Source organism: Pseudomonas sp. MIL9 (genome assembly GCF_016887925.1).
Lineage (GTDB): Bacteria > Pseudomonadota > Gammaproteobacteria > Pseudomonadales > Pseudomonadaceae > Aquipseudomonas > Aquipseudomonas mohnii.
Window position 1 is genome coordinate 90,206 of the sequence record NZ_JAFEHE010000009.1, and the last position, 19,051, is coordinate 109,256.

The 19,051-nt window shown below is 59.4% G+C and carries 19 protein-coding genes; 14 read left to right on the forward strand and 5 right to left on the reverse strand.

Annotation, left to right across the window (positions count from 1 at the left end):
• Positions 1-63: 63 nt before the first annotated feature.
• The gene (locus tag JQF37_RS12255; RefSeq protein ID WP_130205731.1) at positions 64-402 is read right to left on the reverse strand and encodes a hypothetical protein; all 339 of its coding nucleotides are present in this window, start codon (positions 400-402) and stop codon (positions 64-66) included.
• A 125-nt stretch (positions 403-527) separates the two neighbouring features.
• Here JQF37_RS12255 and JQF37_RS12260 point away from each other — a divergent pair, with 125 nt between their 5' ends.
• The gene (locus JQF37_RS12260; protein ID WP_130205733.1) at positions 528-992 is read left to right on the forward strand and encodes an Lrp/AsnC family transcriptional regulator; all 465 of its coding nucleotides are present in this window, start codon (positions 528-530) and stop codon (positions 990-992) included.
• A 124-nt stretch (positions 993-1,116) separates the two neighbouring features.
• Here the strand turns inward: JQF37_RS12260 and JQF37_RS12265 are convergent, their stop codons facing one another.
• Positions 1,117-2,484, reverse strand: a complete 1,368-nt coding sequence (locus JQF37_RS12265) for a CYTH domain-containing protein (RefSeq protein WP_130205735.1) — start codon at positions 2,482-2,484, stop codon at positions 1,117-1,119.
• Positions 2,485-2,641: 157 nt separating this feature from the next.
• Here JQF37_RS12265 and argE point away from each other — a divergent pair, with 157 nt between their 5' ends.
• On the forward strand, positions 2,642-3,802 hold the full coding sequence (gene argE / locus JQF37_RS12270; RefSeq protein ID WP_130205737.1) for an acetylornithine deacetylase: 1,161 nt from the start codon (positions 2,642-2,644) through the stop codon (positions 3,800-3,802).
• Positions 3,803-4,047: 245 nt separating this feature from the next.
• Positions 4,048-5,346: an amino-acid N-acetyltransferase gene (gene argA, locus JQF37_RS12275; RefSeq protein WP_047534756.1), complete on the forward strand. Its 1,299-nt coding sequence runs from the start codon at positions 4,048-4,050 to the stop codon at positions 5,344-5,346.
• A gap of 109 nt (positions 5,347-5,455) precedes the next feature.
• On the opposite strand, the gene tauA is transcribed toward argA, so the two are convergent.
• Positions 5,456-6,442, reverse strand: a complete 987-nt coding sequence (gene tauA, locus JQF37_RS12280; protein WP_204149673.1) for a taurine ABC transporter substrate-binding protein — start codon at positions 6,440-6,442, stop codon at positions 5,456-5,458.
• Between the two features lie 366 nt (positions 6,443-6,808).
• On the opposite strand from tauA, the gene JQF37_RS12285 reads away from it, so the two are divergent.
• From JQF37_RS12285 to JQF37_RS12330, 10 genes are all read left to right on the forward strand, one after another.
• Positions 6,809-8,146, forward strand: a complete 1,338-nt coding sequence (locus JQF37_RS12285; RefSeq protein WP_130205739.1) for an OprD family outer membrane porin — start codon at positions 6,809-6,811, stop codon at positions 8,144-8,146.
• 500 nt (positions 8,147-8,646) lie between these two features.
• Positions 8,647-9,984, forward strand: coding sequence for an OprD family porin (locus JQF37_RS12290; RefSeq protein ID WP_130205740.1), 1,338 nt, complete (start codon positions 8,647-8,649; stop codon positions 9,982-9,984).
• A gap of 86 nt (positions 9,985-10,070) precedes the next feature.
• Positions 10,071-10,301, forward strand: coding sequence for a hypothetical protein (locus tag JQF37_RS12295; protein WP_130205742.1), 231 nt, complete (start codon positions 10,071-10,073; stop codon positions 10,299-10,301).
• Positions 10,302-10,350: 49 nt separating this feature from the next.
• A complete protein-coding gene (locus tag JQF37_RS12300; RefSeq protein WP_130205744.1) occupies positions 10,351-10,989 on the forward strand; it encodes a peroxiredoxin in 639 nt (212 codons plus the stop codon).
• Positions 10,990-11,280: 291 nt separating this feature from the next.
• Positions 11,281-11,874 carry an NADPH-dependent FMN reductase gene (ssuE, locus tag JQF37_RS12305; RefSeq protein WP_130205746.1) on the forward strand — a complete coding sequence of 198 codons (594 nt, stop codon included), beginning with the start codon at positions 11,281-11,283 and terminating at the stop codon, positions 11,872-11,874.
• Positions 11,875-11,963: 89 nt separating this feature from the next.
• A complete protein-coding gene (locus JQF37_RS12310) occupies positions 11,964-12,944 on the forward strand; it encodes a sulfonate ABC transporter substrate-binding protein (protein WP_130205748.1) in 981 nt (326 codons plus the stop codon).
• A gap of 25 nt (positions 12,945-12,969) precedes the next feature.
• Positions 12,970-14,118, forward strand: a complete 1,149-nt coding sequence (gene ssuD / locus JQF37_RS12315) for an FMNH2-dependent alkanesulfonate monooxygenase (protein WP_047534736.1) — start codon at positions 12,970-12,972, stop codon at positions 14,116-14,118.
• 8 nt (positions 14,119-14,126) lie between these two features.
• Positions 14,127-14,909 carry an aliphatic sulfonate ABC transporter permease SsuC gene (gene ssuC, locus JQF37_RS12320; RefSeq protein WP_047534732.1) on the forward strand — a complete coding sequence of 261 codons (783 nt, stop codon included), beginning with the start codon at positions 14,127-14,129 and terminating at the stop codon, positions 14,907-14,909.
• Entirely contained in the window at positions 14,906-15,712 is an 807-nt protein-coding gene (gene ssuB, locus JQF37_RS12325) for an aliphatic sulfonates ABC transporter ATP-binding protein (protein ID WP_130205750.1), read from the forward strand. Before ssuC ends, ssuB begins: the two co-directional genes overlap by 4 nt.
• A 33-nt stretch (positions 15,713-15,745) precedes the next feature.
• Entirely contained in the window at positions 15,746-15,961 is a 216-nt protein-coding gene (locus JQF37_RS12330) for a TOBE domain-containing protein (RefSeq protein ID WP_003229256.1), read from the forward strand.
• Positions 15,962-16,124: 163 nt separating this feature from the next.
• On the opposite strand, the gene JQF37_RS12335 is transcribed toward JQF37_RS12330, so the two are convergent.
• Both JQF37_RS12335 and JQF37_RS12340 read right to left on the reverse strand, forming a co-directional pair.
• Complete coding sequence (locus JQF37_RS12335; RefSeq protein WP_130205752.1) at positions 16,125-16,763, reverse strand: TetR/AcrR family transcriptional regulator; 639 nt, start codon at positions 16,761-16,763, stop codon at positions 16,125-16,127.
• A gap of 227 nt (positions 16,764-16,990) precedes the next feature.
• Positions 16,991-18,367, reverse strand: a complete 1,377-nt coding sequence (locus JQF37_RS12340; RefSeq protein WP_130205754.1) for a glutamine synthetase family protein — start codon at positions 18,365-18,367, stop codon at positions 16,991-16,993.
• A gap of 278 nt (positions 18,368-18,645) precedes the next feature.
• Here JQF37_RS12340 and JQF37_RS12345 point away from each other — a divergent pair, with 278 nt between their 5' ends.
• Positions 18,646-18,975 carry a glutamine amidotransferase gene (locus tag JQF37_RS12345; RefSeq protein WP_189340339.1) on the forward strand — a complete coding sequence of 110 codons (330 nt, stop codon included), beginning with the start codon at positions 18,646-18,648 and terminating at the stop codon, positions 18,973-18,975.
• Positions 18,976-19,051: the final 76 nt, after the last annotated feature.

Genomic DNA, 19,051 nt, shown 5'->3' on the forward strand with positions numbered 1-19,051 from the left:
AAAGGATAGTCGTGACCCCACTGACCGCTGGGCCACTACCCGACGAAGCCGTATCGACTTTTTTCAGCCTGCCGCCTGAGCCGTATCGCCCCAGGCAGAATCCGCCGATTGCAGCTCGACCGAGCAAACGCTGACCAAATTACGCAGTTTTTCTGCAATCACTTGGGCGCGGTGCCAGCTCAATCCGTCGATGACGACATCGATGTCCAGCAGGTCGTCCTGGCGCTGCACGTTCACCTGTTCCGGCGTCAGAAACTGCAGGGCGAACAGGTTCAGTGCTCGGCAAAGCAGGTCGGGCTCGGCTTCGGCCAGCAACTGATAGCGAACGCGGCAATGGGTGTTACTGATGTTCCAGACATCGGCGCGGGTGGGCGGGGTGTTCACGGCTTCCAGGTGTGGCATGGTCGATCTCCAAATCGCTGGAGAAATTTTTACATTCGTGGCCGGGTATTTCTTATCTATGATGGGGCGTATTACGGTTTTATCGAATCGTTTAATTCAGGTTGTCGGTAATCAGGGGTTTTTTTATGCACAGCGAGCTGGATGGCTACGACCGCAAGATTCTCGCGCTGCTGCAAGAGGACGCTTCGCTCTCCAGTGCGCAGATCGCGGAGCAGGTAGGGCTGTCGCAGTCGCCGTGTTGGCGGCGGATTCAGCGGATGAAGGAGGAGGGGATCATTCGTGGCCAGGTGACGCTGCTCGACCGCAAGAAAATCGGCCTCAACACGCAGATATTCGCGCAGGTCAAACTCAACGCCCACGGCCGTTCGAATTTCACCGAATTCACCGAGGCCGTCCGCGGCTTTCCCGAAGTGCTGGAGTGTTATGTGCTGATGGGCGCGGTGGATTTCATGCTGCGAATCGTCGCGGCGGACATCGAGGCGTATGAGCGATTCTTCTTCGAGAAACTGTCGTTGGTGCCGGGGATTCAGGAGGTCAACTCGGTTGTGGCGTTGTCGGAGATCAAGTCGACCACCCGTTTACCGGTCTGAAGTGTTGTGGTGACTGTGCTGGCCTGATCGCTGGCAAGCCAGCTCCCACAGGGATTAACAGTCATACACAAATTTTGTGTTTGCCATCGGTCCTGTGGGAGCGGGCTTGCCCGCGATGGGGGTATTACAGACGCAGAAGCATCTTCCAGGCACGATTCTGATAAACCGCAATCGCCTGCTGCTTGCGCGCATCCAGGGTTTCGTCGGTGATCGGCTCGTTGGCCAGTTGCGCCAGTTTGTTCAGCTCGCCATACAGGCGATCCATTTCCGGGATGTCCAGCACGTGGCGTGCGTGGTGCAGCCAGGCCTGGATACGCTCGATGCGCGGCAGTTGTTCCGCCAGGTCTTCCGGTTGCTGCTGGTAACGCTGCAATTGCAGTGAGTTGGCTTCTTCGCCCAGCAGGCGCGGCAACCAGCTGCCCAGTTGCGCGGCGCCCTGGCGATTGCCGCGGGTGTTGCGGTCGGCGGTCCAGGTGCGAGCGAGCAACCAGCGCGAGGTGTTCAGGGAGAACAGGCCCCAGCGCGGGTCTTCGAGTTCTTCGAGGAACTGCTCCGGCGCGGCTTTGCGCACGTCCTCGTCATCCAGACCGGCCTGGACCAGCGGACGCCAGTCTTCGAGCAGGGCATCGAGTGCGACGCGCAGGTCGTGGGTCGATTGACGCGGCGCGGCCTGGCCGAGGCTGCTGGCCAGCGCGCGCAATTCGGCGAGGTTTTCCACCCAGTCCTGCAACAGGCGCCAGTGGCCATTGAAGCGATACTGCTCGGCCAGACGCTGGCTGCTGCCCAGCAAGTGCCAGCTCAGGGCGGCGAAGGCGTCGTCCAGCGGCGTTTCGGCGCTGATCTGCGGGGCCGGCAGGCTCAGCGAATAGCTGTTGGCGTCGTACAGGCGATAGCCGCGTTCGGCCTTGCTGATGTCGCAGGGCATCAGGGCCAGGGTCGCGGCCAGCTCGGCGGCCAGTTCCAGCAACGCGGCCGGTTCGCCTTCGCGCAGTTCCAGTTCCAGCTCGCAGATTTCTTCTTTCTGTTTGCCGACCACTACGTGGCCGAGGTCCAGCGCGGCTTCGATGACCACTTTGGTCTTGCCGCGGCCCCAGGCGATTTCAGCGCGTTCGCGGACAAAATCGGTGGTGAAGATCGGTTTCAGGGTTTTCTTGTCGAGTTCGGCCAGTGCTTCGGGCCAGCATTCGCCGTCGAGTTTCTTCACGTCGAGCTTGGCCTTGGGCAGGTGCCAGTCGTACTCGTTACGCTCGGACAGGCCGGCGATGCTCTGGCCACGGGTCTTGAGCGTTTGAATGACTTCTTCGCCATCCTTGCGCAAGCGCAGGGCGACCTTGGCGCGGGCCAGGTCGCGCTCGGGCGTGTCGAAGTACTGGTTCATCAACTCACGGCGTTCCCAGCCACTTTTGTTGCGTTTTTTCAGTAGCGGGTGCTCGCGCAGGGCAGCGAGGGTTTCGCGGCTGACGCGGAGTTTGATTTCGGTTTCTTTCTGCATGGCCGGAAAATCCAGGATCGGGAGCGCAGCCGGGGGGAATGTGTGGCTGCCAAGGTCGTGCAGTGTACAGGACTCGTCCTTGCTCCGCCCTGCGACGGTTTATTCCTGTCGCCGGATGGTTCTATGATGGACTTCAATTCGCGAGTTGGAGCCAGCGATGCCTTTGCCATCCATGAAAGATCAATTCGCTGCATTGATCGCTGCACCGTCGGTCAGTTGCACCCAAGCGAGCCTCGATCAATCCAATCGCCCGGTGATCGACCTGCTGGCCGCCTGGCTCGGCGATCTGGGGTTTGCCTGCGACATCCAGCAGGTCAGTCCCGGCAAATTCAACCTGTTGGCCAGTTTCGGCTCCGGTCCCGGCGGCCTGGTGCTGGCCGGCCACAGTGATACCGTGCCGTTCGATGGTGCGCTGTGGCAGACCGACCCGCTGAAGCTGACCGAAGTCGACGGTCGCTGGGTCGGCCTGGGCAGTTGTGACATGAAGGGCTTTTTCGCCCTGGCCATCGAGGCGGTCAAGCCGCTGCTCGATCAGCCGTTCAAGCAACCGTTGCTGATCCTGGCCACCTGCGATGAAGAGAGTTCGATGTCTGGCGCTCGCGCCCTCGCGCAAGCCGGACGGCCATTGGGGCGGGCGGCGGTGATCGGCGAGCCGACCGGGCTCAAGCCGATCCGCATGCACAAAGGCATCATGATGGAGCGCATCGACATTCTCGGGCAGAGCGGCCACTCCTCCGATCCACGCCTGGGGCACAGCGCCCTCGAAGCCATGCACGATGCCATTGGCGAACTGCGGGGACTTCGTCTGTTGTGGCAGCGTGAATTTCGCAATCCACAATTCAGCGTGCCGATGCCGACGATGAATTTCGGCTGTATCCATGGCGGCGATAACCCCAACCGTATTTGCGGGCAATGTTCCCTGGAGTTCGACCTGCGGCCGTTGCCGGGCATGGACCCCAAAGCCCTGCGCGCGGCGATTTTGCAGAAACTCAACCCGATTGCCGAACGGCATCAGGTCAAGATCGATTACGCGCCGTTGTTTCCCGAAGTGCCGCCGTTCGAACAGGCCGAAGACGCAGAACTGGTACGGATCGCTGAAAAGCTCACCGGCCATGCTGCCGAAGCAGTGGCGTTCGGCACCGAAGCGCCTTATCTTCAGCGACTTGGCTGCGAAACACTGGTGCTCGGCCCTGGCGACATCGCCTGCGCCCACCAACCGGGGGAATACCTCGAAATGTCACGTTTGCAGCCTACGGTGCATCTATTGCGTCAGTTGATTGAACATTACTGCCTGACACCGGCAAGCAACCCCCTGTAGGAGCGAGCCTGCTCGCGATGGACGTAAACGATGACGAGGGCTGCCTGGTTGAACGCGGTAGCTCTACTACCATCGCGAGCAGGCTCGCTCCTACAGGGGTTTGTGGTTAAATTGCCGGTGTTTCAACCCGTATTCATGAGGAGAGTTCGCGTGTCGCCAAGCCTGTTCCGACGATAACCATCAGCCTGCTGTGCGTTTTCTGTTTCGCCCTTTCTTCGGCTGCTATTTATTACAGGCCCAGGTTCATGCCCGAATACGTCAATTGGCTTCGTCACGCTTCGCCTTACATCAACGCCCACCGCGATTGCACCTTTGTCGTCATGCTGCCCGGCGACGGCGTTGAACACCCCAACTTCGGCAATATCGTCCATGACCTGGTGCTGTTGCACAGCCTGGGCGTGCGGCTGGTGCTGGTTCACGGTTCGCGTCCGCAAATCGAAGCGCGCCTCGCTGCCCGTGGCCTGACCCCGCATTACCATCACGGCATGCGCATCACCGATGCCGCAACGCTTGAGTGCGTGATCGATGCCGTCGGCCAGTTGCGCATCGCCATCGAAGCGCGGCTGTCGATGGACATGGCCTCGTCGCCCATGCAGGGCTCGCGCTTGCGTGTGGCCAGCGGCAATCTGGTGACTGCGCGGCCGATCGGCGTGCTCGAAGGTGTCGACTATCACCACACCGGCGAAGTCCGCCGGGTCGACCGCAAGGGCATCAATCGCCTGCTGGACGAGCGCTCCATCGTGCTGTTGTCGCCATTGGGTTACTCGCCGACCGGTGAAATTTTCAATCTCGCCTGCGAAGACGTCGCCACCCGCGCCGCCATTGATCTGGGCGCGGACAAACTGCTGTTGTTTGGCGCCGAGCTGGGCTTGATCGATGAACATGGCCGTCTGGTTCGTGAATTGCGTCCGCAACAGGTGCCCGCGCACCTGCAGCGTCTGGGCAGCAATTATCAGGCGGAACTGCTGGATGCCGCCGCTGAAGCCTGCCGTGGCGGCGTGGCGCGCAGTCATATCGTCAGCTATGCCGAAAACGGCGCTCTGCTGACCGAGCTGTTCACCCGCGACGGTGGCGGCACGCTGGTCGCCCAGGAACAATTCGAAGTGGTGCGCGAAGCGGCCATCGAAGACGTCGGTGGTCTGCTGGATCTGATCAGCCCGCTGGAAGAACAGGGGATTCTGGTGCGGCGTTCCCGCGAAGTGCTGGAACGTGAGATCGAGCAATTCAGTGTGGTCGAGCGCGAAGGCATGATCATCGCCTGCGCGGCGCTGTATCAGATTGCCGATTCCGATGCCGGAGAGCTGGCGTGCCTGGCGGTGAACCCGGAGTACCGTCATGGCGGTCGCGGGGATGAGCTGCTGGAGCGCATTGAAACCCGCGCCCGGGCGCAAGGGCTCAAGACCCTGTTCGTACTGACGACCCGCACTGCGCACTGGTTCCGCGAGCGTGGCTTCGAGCCGAGCAGCGTCGAACGCCTGCCGTCGGCGCGGGCGTCGCTGTACAACTATCAGCGTAATTCGAAGATCTTCGAAAAGACCCTTTGACCGTGGTGGTCCTGGCGCGAGCAAGCGCGCTCCCACAAGTTCTGCGGACAACAGAGAACCCTGTGGGAGCGAGCTTGCTCGCGATGGGCTGCACAGCCGTATTCGGCAATCACTCGGTGACGAACTTCGCGCTCACATACGGCGAATAATCCGGCAGTACCGTTTCGACCTTCCCTTGCTCCTTCAAGAACTTCGCCGTTTCGCCAATCGCCTTGGCGGTGCCACCGTCCAGCAACGCGCTGGACTGTTGCGCCTTGGCATCCGGAAACGCGGACCCGGCCAGTAGCTCCGGTACATCAGCGGCGTTGGCACCCGTCAATTTGGCGATTTTCTGCACCGGTAGCGAGTGCTCGGTCCAGCTGTCCTTATGCGCTGCATAGTCGGCAAAAGAGTCCAGAGTGACCTTGGCGAATTTGGCCACGACCTCCGGGTGTTTCTCGGCGTAATCCTTGCGCGCCACCCAGACTTCAAACGTCGGCGCACCCCATTGGCCGACTTGGGCGGCATCGGTCAAGGTCTTGCCCGTCTTGCGAATTTCACCCAGGGCCGGCGACCAGACGAACGCGCCGTCGATGTCCCCACGTTTCCACGCGGCGGCGATCTCCGCCGGTTGCAGGTTCACCACTTTGACTTTTGAAGCGTCCAGGCCCCAATGCTTCAGGGCGCCCAACAGACTGTAGTGAGACGTCGATACGAACGGCGTGGCGATGGTTTTTCCGATCAGATCTTCCGGTTTATCGATGCCGCTGCCATTGCGCACCACCAAGGCTTCGGCGGCATTGATTTGCGCGGACACAATGAACGCGACAATCGGCAGATTGCGCGAGGCGGCCGCAGCCAGAGGACTGGAGCCGAGATTGCCGATCTGCACGTCGCCGGACGCAATCGCGGTGACCACTTCCGGGCCGCTATTGAAGCGGCGCCAGTCGATTTTTTCGCCGATGGTTTTTTCGTAAACGCCGTCCGCCTGAGGGACTTTGCTGGGGTCGATACCGGTCTGGTAGCCGACCGTGAGGTTCGTCGCATGGGCTGAAAAAGAAATGGCGAGCGATACACAAACTGTAACAAATGGTCTGGATAGTGCGCGTTTGGTCATCATGGCGTTGTTCCTTTCGACAGGTTTTGTTTCAGAATTGCTTCTAAACCTAATCGATCTAAAAAACGCAAAATAAATAACATTTATGAATTAGCTTATGAGCAAGCCGCTCTATCCTGAGGGGATGCGCGAAGTCGGGCTTAATTCCTAAATGGAATGAGAAAGGAATCCAGTCATTCTTTTCAGGTTTGTGACAAGTTCATGACCCTGAGTAAGCCAAAAAAGTGGGATTAGACCATGGTCGTAGACACACAATGTTACGATTGACTTGTGAGTCACGCTACGGCGCTAATCGCGCATCTTAGGATTCCGGGCATTCGATTCGGGACCAGGACTACAAGAATTAGAAACGAGAGGAGCTAAACAATGAACAAGTCCACCTTGGCCTTGGCCGTGGCCGTTGGGGTTTTGGCGCAGCAGGCAGGCGCCGCCGGTTTCATCGAAGACAGCAAGGCATCCGTTAGTTCCCGCACCTATTATTTCGATTCCGATAAACGTGAAGGCGCCAGTACTCCTGCCAACCGCCAGCGCGAGACTGCCGAAGGTCTGAAGTTCGATTACCAGTCGGGCTTCACCCAAGGTGTCGTAGGTTTCGGTATCGATGCCCAGGCGCTGGTCGGTATCCACCTGGACGGGGGCAAGGGCCATCACCCGGACAACAACTCCTTTAACCCTAGCGATTCCGATGGTTCGGCAGAGAGCTCGTGGAGCCGTGTGGCGGGCAACGTCAAGGCACGCTTCTCGAAGACCGAGGCCCATGTTGGTGGCGCTCTGCAGCCAAACCTGCCGATCCTGATCGCGAACGACAGCCGCGTACTGCCACAGACCTTTGAAGGTGGCACTATCAGCTCGAAGGAAATCGACAACGTGACCTTCAACCTGGGTCAGTTGGAGCACGCAGTGGGTCGTGCGTCCAGCAACAGCACTGGCCTGGCCGTGGCTGGTGGTACTCAGGACAGCAACCAGTTCCGCTACGCCGGTGCTGACTGGAAGGTCACCAAAGACCTGACGCTGCAGTACTACTACGCGAACCTGCAAGACTACTACAAGCAGAACTTCCTCGGTCTGGTGCACGTTTACCCGATCGCTCCGAACCAGTCGTTCAAGACTGATCTTCGTTATTTCGACAGCAGCTCCGACGGCAAGAACGGTGACGCCGGCTACCGCTTCAACAACAACAATGGCTACGCCAAGCACTTGGGCGAGGTCGATAACAAGACCTGGAGCGCCACCTTCACCTATACCCTGGGTGGCAGCGCGTTCCTGCTCGGCCATCAGCGTGTCAGCGATGACGGCGGCTTTGTCTTCTTGAACCAGGGTAACGTTGTCGATGGCAACGGTCGCAACGAAGGTGCCGGTGGCGCCAGCTTCTACTCGTTCACCGATGCCACCGTCGGCAGCTTTATCCGTGCTGGTGAAAACACCTCCTATGGTCAGTACTCCTACGACTTCGCCGCGTTGGGCGTCCCAGGTCTGAAAGCTTCGGCTGCTTACCTGTACGGTCAGGACATCAAGGCCACCTCCGGTGTGGGCAAGGACCTGAACGAGCGTGAAACCGACCTGCGTGTGGATTACGTGATCCAGACTGGCCCGCTCAAAGGCTTTGGCACGACGCTGCGTCACGGCATGTACCGTGGCAACACCAGTACCGCCGATGAGGATCAAACCCGCCTGATCTTCAACTACACCTACAGCTTCATGTAAGCAGTAGACCTGCAGGAGCGAGCTGGCTCGCGATGGATTCGAGAACGACGCGTTTACCCGATAAAAACGCGTAATCGTTAACGACCTTCGCGAGCCTGCTCGCTCCTTCATATGCCTTCGGCTTCTATATTTCCAAAAGATTGCTTCTAATCGTTTTTTATTCTTTTTAGATTTTTCCGCAAGCGCCTACAGTTGGCCCCACCTGACCTACAGGCCCCTCGCTTTACGCTCAGCCCGTTCAACTTCCGATAACCACGACCACAGGAATCGGTTTCAACACCGATATCTCGTTCCCGTGACGTGTACACGTCGATATTCCATTTGGATATCAAAAAACACTAAGTGATTCTTTTCGGATTTATGAAAAGGTATGCTGCGCCGCCCAAATGAAGGGGGGGAGATCTTCAGTGCGAGGGTCTCTATGGCGAAAGCCAGGCGAATCAAGGATTCAGGGCACTCGACCCGGGACCAAAAGAATTAGAAACGATAGGAGCGAAACAATGAACAAGTCCACGTTGGCCCTGGCCATCGCTGCAGGGGTTTTGGCGCAGCAGGCGAGCGCTGCCGGCTTTGTCGAAGACAGCAAGGCTACCTTGGGCCTGCGCAACTTCTACATCAACACCGATTACCGTGACGGTACCGGCCCGAACAAAAACGAAGAATGGGGCCAAGGCTTCGATCTGCGTTTCATCTCCGGTTACACCCAGGGCACCGTCGGTTTCGGTATCGATGCGATCGGCTTGTTGGGTGTAAAGCTGGATTCGGGCGGCGGCACCAACGGCGCAGCTAACAGTGCTGCTTATGGCGGCACTGTTTTCCCAAGCAAATCCAATGGCGAAGCGGTTGATGACTTTTCCAGCCTGGGTCTGACCGCCAAGGCCAAGATCTCCCAGACTGAGCTGAAGCTCGGTACTCTGCAGCCAAAACTGCCGGTCATCGTGACCAACGACGGTCGCCTGCTGCCGCAAACCTGGGAAGGTGGTCAGCTCACCTCCGGTGACATCAAGGACCTGACGCTGGTCGGCGGCCAGATCGAGCACGTTAAAGGCCGTAACTCCAGCAACAATGAGCAGCTGGCTATCAACGGTGCTTCCCCACGCACCATCAATAGCAACAAGTTCATCTACGCTGGCGGTGACTACAAAATCACCAAAGACCTGACTGCCCAGTACTACTACGGCAACCTGGAAGACTTCTACAAGCAACACTTCCTGGGTCTGGTTCACAACTGGGCAATCGGTCCGGGCGTATTGAAGTCTGACTTCCGTTATTTCAACAGCACCGACGACGGTGCCAACGGCAGCAATCCGCTTTACTACAGCACCGGCAACTACAGCGGCGTGGCGAACGGTAAAGGCAAGGTCGACAACAACCTCTACAGCGGCCTGTTCCTGTACAGCGTTGCCGGTCACACCTTTGGTGGCGGTTACCAGGTCAGCAACGGCAGCAGTGACTTCCCGTGGCTGAACCAGGGCGACGGTTCGTCGAACTACACCATCACCGACTCGCAAATCCAGAAGTTCGCCCGTGCCGGCGAGCGTACCTGGCAAGCACGTTACTCGTTCGACTTCGCCAAAGTCGGTGTACCTGGCCTGACGGCGGGTGTGGTGTACCTGCATGGCGATAACATCGACACCGTGAACGCGCGTGGTGCCGAAGCGGCGAACGGCGCTTCCGAGTGGGAACGCGACTTGAGCGTTGGTTACGTGGTCCAGTCTGGCGCACTGAAAAACCTGGGCGTGGCGTGGAAAAACGCCAGCTGGCGTACCGACCTGCCGAACACCCGTTCGCAGGACGAAAACCGCCTGATCGTCAGCTACTCGATCCCGCTGTTGTAATAGCGTGTGGGAGCGAGCCTGCTCGCGAAGGCGTCGTCTCAGCCACAAACGTGCTGAATGACACACGCCTTCGGGAGCAAGCCGCGATGAACCAAAAAAAAGCCCCGCCCGGCATCTCGCCGGGCGGGGCTTTTGCGTTTTCAAGGCGGGCTCACCCCCGTAAACCTGCCTTGAAACTCCCCTTTTTGCAGCAACTCAAGGCCTTCTCGAACCTCGCTGGCGATGTTCGGCGGGATGCGCAGGCGCGTCCAGTGAACAGATCTTTAATATTCTTTCTGGGTCTAAATAAATCGATATTTATTCTTTTTAATGGATAAAAAACACAGGCACAGTTGAGCTCATCAAGCACTCACAAGGAGCAGCACCATGAGCCTCAGACTCGGCGATATCGCCCCCGACTTCGAACAGGATTCCAGTGCCGGCACCATCCGGTTCCACCAATGGCTGGGCGACAGCTGGGGCGTGCTGTTTTCCCATCCGGCGGACTTCACGCCGGTGTGCACCACCGAACTGGGCTTCACGGCCAGGCTCAAAGATGAATTCGACAAGCGCGGGGTCAAGGCCATTGCGCTGTCCGTCGACCCGGTGGATTCGCATCACAGATGGATCGAAGACATCAACGAAACCCAGAACACTGTTGTCACCTTTCCGATCCTCGACGATGCCGACCGCAAGGTCTCGGACCTGTACGACCTGATCCACCCGAACGCCAACGACACACTCACGGTGCGCTCGCTGTTCGTGATCGACCCGAACAAAAAGGTCCGGTTGACCATCACCTACCCGGCGAGCACCGGCCGCAACTTCCATGAAATCCTGCGGGTGATCGACTCGCTGCAACTCACCGATAACTACAAGGTGGCCACCCCGGCCAACTGGCAGGACGGTGATGAGGTGGTGATCGTGCCTTCGCTCAAGGATGAAGATGAAATCAAGCAACGCTTTCCCAAGGGCTACCGCGCGGTGAAGCCATACCTGCGCCTGACACCGCAGCCCAATCGCTAATCGCTTTTGTAGGAGCCGGCTTGCTGGCGATTGAAGCGACGCGGTCTGTCAGTCAAACCGCCATCGCTGGCAAGCCCGCTCCCACAGGGGTTTGTGCAGATCCACAAAGCAGGGGATTTCAGGCCGTTTCGACGGCCTTTTTTTTCGCCTGGAAGAAGTGGATTTTTATATCTCTAAATTGCATAACCAAATGAATAAATATGATTTATGGATATATGAATCAACTGTTAAGGTCTCTCCATCGAAGCGAGATCGCAAACCGCGAATCGCCCCCACTCAGGAATTGTCTGAATGCTGGTCGTCTCACTCGGTGGCAGTCCCAGCCAACGCTCCCGTTCCGGGGTGCTGCTGGACCGCTCCCAGCGTTGGTTACAAGAGCAAGGCGTGGAAGTGGTGAGTTACCAGGTACGGGACTTCCCGGCCGAAGACTTGCTGCATGCACGCTTCGACAGCCCGAAGGTGATCGACCTGCTGCAACAGATTGAGAACGCCGACGGCCTGCTGATCGCCACACCGGTGTACAAGGCGTCGTTCTCCGGCGCGTTGAAAACGGTACTGGATCTGCTGCCCGAGCGCGCGCTGAGCCACAAGGTGGTTCTGCCAATGGCAACCGGTGGCAGCATCGCCCACATGCTGGCGGTGGATTACGCACTCAAGCCGGTGTTGTCGGCACTCAAGGCCCAGGAAATGCTCCACGGCATTTTCGCGGTGGACAGCCAGATCGCCTACGGCGAAGGCGGCGCGCTGGCGCAGTTGGCGCCGGAGCTGGAGCAACGACTGAATGAATCGCTGGAGCTGTTTTTCAGCGCCATGGCCCGACGGCCCAAGCCGCTCGATCCGAACCTGTTGAATGAACGTTTGTTGAGTGCTCGCTGGAGCATTTAAGCCCTATCCCAAATTGATGTACTGGCCTTACTCGCCCGCTAACGGGCAAGCAGGTGCAGCCAAAACCCAACTGCAAAAAGGAGAGCGCCATGCGCCCTGTTATTTTGCGTCGCGGTCTGGTCGCTCTGTTTGCAGCGGCTGTAGCCTTCGGCGCCATTACACAAGCTCAAGCTGAAACATTACGAATCGGCTATCAGAAATACGGCACCCTGGTGCTGCTCAAGGCCAAAGGCACTCTGGAAAAACGCCTCGCCGCCCAAGGCGTGGATGTGCAATGGACTGAATTCCCTGGCGGGCCTCAGTTGCTCGAAGGCCTGAACGTCGGCTCCATCGACTTCGGCGTCACCGGCGAAACCCCGCCCGTGTTCGCTCAAGCGGCGGGCGCTGATTTGCTTTACGTCGCCTACGAACCCCCAGCCCCTCACAGTGAAGCGATCCTGGTGCCGAAGGACTCGGCGATCAAATCGGTGGCGGACCTCAAGGGCAAGAAAGTCGTCCTGAACAAAGGCTCCAACGTGCACTACCTGCTGGTTCGCGCACTGGAAGACGCCGGCCTCAAGTACACCGATATCCAGACCGTGTTCCTGCCACCAGCCGATGCCCGCGCCGCGTTCGAGCGTGGCAGCGTCGATGCCTGGGTGATCTGGGACCCGTACCAGGCAGCCGCCGAACAGCAACTGCAAGCGCGCACCCTGCGCGATGGCCAAGGCATCGTCGACAACCATCAGTTCTACCTGGCGACCAAGCCTTACGCACAGAAAAATCCTGAGGTGATCAAGGCCCTGGTGGAAGAAGTGCGTGCCGTCGGTGAGTGGTCCAAGGCCAACCCACAAGAGGTGACCCAACAAGTGTCGCCACTGCTCGGCCTGCCGGCGGACATCACCCTGACCTCGGTGAAACGCCAGGGCTACGGCGCCTTGTTCCTGACCCCGGACGTGGTCGCCGCACAACAGAAAATCGCCGACAGCTTCTACCAGCTCAAGTTGATTCCGAAACCGTTGAGCATCAAAGACGTGATCTGGACGCCACCGGCAGCCGTTGCCCAAAGCGCAGTCACCAAAGCCCAGTAAATCGATTCCCCAAGGAGACCACTCCATGAGCCTCAATATCTTCTGGTTCCTGCCAACCCACGGCGACGGCCATTACCTTGGCACTGCCGAAGGCGCTCGCGCCGTCGACCACGGTTACTTGCAACAAGTCGCGCAAGCGGCGGATCGTCTGGGCTTCGGCGGGGTGCTGATCCCCACCGGTCGCTCCTGCGAAGACTCGTGGCTGGTGGCGGCGTCGCTGATCCCGGTCACCCAGCGTTTGAAATTCCTTGTCGCCCTGCGCCCCGGGATCATTTCCCCGACGGTGGCGGCGCGTCAGGCTGCAACCCTGGATCGCCTGTCCGGCGGTCGTGCGCTGTTCAACCTGGTGACCGGCGGTGATCCGGAAGAGTTGGCCGGCGATGGTCTGTTCCTCAGCCATGACGAGCGCTATCAGGCCTCGGTGGAATTCACCCGCATCTGGCGCCGCGTGCTGGAAGGCGAAACCGTTGATTACGACGGTCAGCACATCAGCGTGAAGGGTGCCAAATTGCTCTATCCGCCGATTCAGCAACCGCGTCCGCCGCTGTATTTCGGTGGCTCCTCGGAGGCGGCGCAGGACCTGGCGGCAGAGCAGGTTGAAATGGTTCTGACCTGGGGCGAACCACCCGCCGCCGTTGCCGAAAAGATTGAACAAGTCCGCGCCAAGGCCGCGAAGCTCGGTCGTACCGTACGTTTCGGCATTCGTCTGCATGTGATCGTGCGCGAAACCAACGCCGAGGCCTGGCAAGCGGCGGACCGCCTGATTTCGCACCTGGACGAAGACACCATCGCTCGCGCCCAGGCTTCCCTGGCGCGCTTCGATTCGGTCGGCCAGCAACGCATGGCTGCGCTGCACGGCGGCAGTCGCGACAACCTGGAAGTCAGCCCCAACTTGTGGGCTGGCGTTGGCCTGGTGCGCGGCGGTGCCGGTACGGCGCTGGTGGGCGATGGTCCGACCGTGGCCGCTCGCGTGAAGGAGTACGCGGACCTGGGCATCGACACCTTCATCTTCTCCGGTTATCCACACCTGGAAGAGTCGTATCGCGTTGCCGAGTTGTTGTTCCCGCACCTCGATATCGAACGTCCCGAACTGCCGAAAAGCGCCGGTTACGTCAGCCCGTTCGGCGAGATGGTGGCCAATGACATTCTTCCCAAAGCCGCGTCCCAGAGCTGAGGCGCGCCATGAAGAAAATCATCCACAGCCTCGCGCCCTGGGCGTTGCCGGTGTTGTTGCTGGCGGTGTGGCAGTTGTCGGTGTCGGCGGGCTGGTTGTCGACACGGATTCTGCCGGCACCGATCGCCGTGATCGAAGCCGGTGTGAGCCTGGTGCGCAGCGGCGAGATCTGGACGCATCTGGCGATCAGCGGTTGGCGTGCTGCCCTGGGTTTCACCATCGGCGGCAGCATCGGCCTGACGTTGGGCTTCATCACCGGACTGTCGAAATGGGGTGAACGCCTGCTCGACAGCTCGGTGCAAATGATCCGCAACGTGCCGCATCTGGCGCTCATTCCGCTGGTGATCCTGTGGTTCGGCATCGACGAGTCGGCGAAGATTTTCCTGGTGGCGCTGGGCACGTTGTTTCCGATCTACCTCAACACCTACCACGGCATCCGCAACGTCGATCCGGCGTTGGTGGAGATGTCGCGCAGTTATGGTTTGTCCGGTTTCAGCCTGTTCCGTCAGGTGATCCTGCCGGGGGCGCTGCCTTCGATCCTGGTCGGCGTGCGCTTCGCACTGGGCTTCATGTGGTTGACGCTGATCGTCGCCGAGACCATTTCCGCCAGTTCCGGCATTGGCTACCTGGCGATGAACGCCCGGGAGTTTTTGCAGACCGACGTGGTGGTGCTGGCGATTCTGCTGTACGCGGTGCTCGGCAAGCTGGCCGACCTCGCCGCCCGAGGGCTCGAACGTGTGTGGCTGCGCTGGCATCCGGCTTATCAAGTCGCCAAGGGAGGTGCTGCATGACGGCTCAACAACCTCCACGCCTGCTGCGCGGGATTCCGCTGGTGGTGCGCAATCTGCAAAAAACCTTCGGTTCGCGGCAAGTGTTGCGCGAGATCGACCTGCACATTCCGGCAGGCCAGTTTGTCGCCGTGGTCGGTCGTAGCGGCTGCGGCAAGAGCACCTTGCTGCGCTTGCTCGCCGGTCTCGATCAGCCTACCGGCGGCGAATTGCTGGCCGGTTCCGCGCCGCTCAGTGAGGCGCGGGAAGACACACGCTTGATGTTCCAGGAAGCGCGTCTGCTGCCATGGAAAAAGATCATCGATAACGTCGGCCTGGGGCTCAAGGGCCATTGGCGGCCGCAAGCGCTGGAAGCGCTGGAAGCGGTCGGCCTGGCGGATCGCGCCAACGAGTGGCCAGCCGCGCTGTCCGGAGGGCAGAAGCAACGCGTGGCCCTTGCTCGCGCGTTGATTCATCAACCGCGCCTGCTGTTGCTCGATGAGCCGTTGGGCGCGCTGGATGCGCTGACCCGAATAGAAATGCAGCAACTGATCGAACGGCTCTGGCAACAGCACGGTTTCACCGTGTTGCTGGTGACCCACGACGTCAGTGAAGCGGTGGCGATTGCCGATCGGGTGATCCTGATCGAAGACGGCGAAGTCGGCCTCGACCTGCATGTGGAGTTGCCGCGCCCTCGGGTCCGCGGTTCCCATCGACTGGCGGCGCTGGAAACCGAAGTCCTCAACCGTGTGCTGTCACTGCCCGGCCAACCGCCGGAGCCGGAACCTGTTTCACCCTTGCCTACGCAGTTGCGTTGGGCTCAATAACTCCAGCTTTATCCAACGACAGGAATCAACATCATGACTATCAAAGCCATCAACGTTCGCAACCAGTTCAAAGGCTCCATCAAGGAAATCGTGCTCGGCGACGTGCTGTCGGAAATCGACGTGCAAACCGCTTCCGGCATCGTCACTTCGGTGATCACCACGCGTTCGGTGAAAGAGCTGGAGCTGGTCGTGGGCAGCGAAGTGATCGCATTCGTGAAATCCACCGAGGTGTCGATCGCCAAGTTGTAAGGGCGTGGGCCGTCAGTGAGGCCGCGGCGCGGCCTTCGCGAGCAGGCTCGCTCCCACAGGTTTTTGGGTTGGCCACACAATTTGTGTTCAACACCCATCCACTGTGGGAGCGAGCTTGCTCCGGGCGGCGTTCCGGCGATGGGGCCGGCGAGGCCGATAAAAATCAGGCAGGTATAGCTCGCTTGGGCAGGTAGGGCGGCAAATACAGCCCAAGATAGGCGTCAAATACCCGCATCCCTTCCTCAGCCATGCGCGGTGTGATCTGACCATGCTGTTGCACCGAGCGCGCATAAACCCGATCACCGAGCTCCATGGCCAGCGCAAACACATCGACATCGCTCGGCAGCTTCGGCAGCTCGAAGTGTTGGTCGAACAGTTTGTGCATCAGGTCGCCCAGTTCGATGTCGTGCTGACGATCGGCCTGGGTGACTTCGGTCAGGCCGTGTTGGGCGAGGATCAGTTGGCGGGCGGCGGCGTCTTCGCTGTAGATCTCGAGCATGCGTTGTTCCACCAGGCGCGACAGATCCCGCCAGCCGATGAGGGCTTGGTGGTCGATGGGGGCTTGCAGGCAGGCGCGGAAGGCGGCGTGGACGTCGGCGGTCAGGGCTTCGAGCAGGGCCGGGACGCTGGCGAAGAAGTGATAGACGGAGGAGGGCGGGATCTCCGCGCGCTCGGCCACGCTGTAGATCGACAGGCTGGCCACGCCCTCGGCGGCCAGCAGTGTGCGGGCCGCATCGAGTATCGAATCGATCCGGGCCTGGCTGCGTGCGCGGGGTTTGCGGGGGGTGGCTACGCGTGTCATTGAAGTCTCCTGCGGGGCAGCGGGCATTGTACGAGCGGGGTTGCGTGTTGTCTCGCCGGCCGCCATCGCTGGCAAGCCAGCTCCCACAGAAATTTCCCGTGTACACGGAATTTATGTTCACTGGAGATCAACTGTGGGAGCTGGCTTGCCAGCGATCCGCCGCAGGCGGCCATAAAAAAACGCCGTAGGCTTCAATAGCCGACGGCGTTCTTTTTTACTGCAACCGCTTAAACGGTATGCAGGTACCAGTTGTACTCGAGGTCGGAGATGGAGTGTTCGAACTCTTCCAGCTCGCTCTCTTTACAGGCCACGAAGATATCGATGTATTTCGGGTCGATGTACTTGGCCATGACTTCGCTGTCGTCCAGCTCGCGCAGTGCATCGCGCAGGTTGTTCGGCAGGCTCTGCTCGTTCTGCTCGTAGCTGTTGCCTTCCACTGGAGCGCCCGGTTCGATCTTGTTGACCAGACCGTGGTGCACGCCTGCCAGGACCGAAGCCATCAGCAGGTAGGGGTTGGCGTCGGCACCGGCCACGCGGTGTTCCAGTCGAACCGCGTCGGCGGAACCGGTCGGCACGCGCAGGGCGACAGTGCGGTTGTCCAGGCCCCAGCACGGCGAGTTCGGCACGTAGAACTGTGCGCCGAAACGACGGTAGGAGTTGACGTTCGGGCAGAGGAAAGCCATCTGCGCCGGTAGGGTCTCGAGCACACCGCCGATCGCGTGACGCAGTGCGGCGTTCTGCTCGGGATCCTCACTGGCAAAAATGTTTTTGCCGTCTTTGTCGAGAATCGAGATGTGGACATGCAGACCATTGCCCGCCTGGCCCGGATAAGGCTTGGCCATGAAGGTGGTGTCCATTTCATGGTCGTAGGCGATGTTCTTGATCAGGCGCTTGAGCAGGACTGCGTAATCGCAAGCCTTGATCGGGTCGGCCACGTGGTGCAGGTTCACTTCGAACTGCGCCGGGGCACTTTCCTTGACGATGGCGTCGGCCGGGATGCCTTGCTCTTTCGCACCTTCCAGAATGTCCTGGAGGCAGTCGACGTATTCGTCGAGGTCGTCGATCAGGTAAACCTGTGTCGAGTGCGGGCGTTTGCCGGAAATCGGCGAGCGCGGTGGTTGTGGGCGGCCGTTCACGTTCTCCTGGTCGATCAGGTAGAACTCCAGTTCGAACGCGGCACAGATGGTCAGGCCCAGTTCATCGAACTTGGTTACGACTTGTCGCAGCACTTCGCGCGGGTCGGCGAAGAAAGGATCACCTTCGAGTTCGTGCATGGTCATCAACAGTTGCGCGGTCGGGCGCTTCTGCCATGGCTCGTTGCACAGGGTGTCGGGAATTGGATAGCAGATTCGGTCAGCATCGCCGATGTCCAGGCCCAGGCCGGTGCTTTCCACCGTCGAGCCATTGATATCCAGAGCAAATAGAGAGGCCGGCAGGTTGATGCCTTTCTCGTAAACCTTGTGGAGGCTGGTGCGTTCGATGCGCTTGCCGCGCACCACACCATTCATATCCGCAATCAGAAGGTCAACGTACAGAACCTCAGGATGTTCCTTAAGGAACGCGTTCGCTTCGTTAAGCTGAACGGCACGCGGGGGTACCGACATGATGCAACACCTTTGTTGTTAAAAATATCAATCATTGATCTCTTCGGATTCCAGTCAACCCGAACGGCATGCCGAAGTCAAGCGAGGCCGTTTTTGCCCCAAAAAAGCGCTCGTACGGCTTTTTTGAGGCACTTTGGGGCGTTTTTATGCCCGTCAGCGCTATGCCGTCTGCACACTTGAGCGGGCCGTGTTGTATTTTTTACGGGGGTGTTGTGTAAAAAAATGAACAAGGCTAAGCTCGAATCAAACCCATAACAGCAATAATACCGGGGTGCTACATGTCTCGCCTGTCGTTAATCGGCATCACCGACTGCGGTAAGCTGAACGGTTTGCATGCTTATCACATCAGTGGCGATATTCACGTCAGCGTCGCAGCCTTCGCGGCTCCCGGCGTGCCGGTGATCTTTCCGTCCCTGGCAAATCGACGCTTTGCGTCCGATATTCTGGACGGCCTTGATGGCACCCCCATTACGGTTACTCCATTCAATATAGAACCGATTCAGAATAATAGTGGCGCCTCCATTGCCTTGGGCGCCGCTTGCGATTCTGCACGCCTGGCATTTTGCGACGTGGTGCAAAAAAAACACGATAGCCTTTCGTACACCTGAATTCCAACGCGGCGCCGATGCGTCAAACATTGCCCGACTCCTGCAAGAGTCAGGAAACTCAAAGCCTAGAGGCATT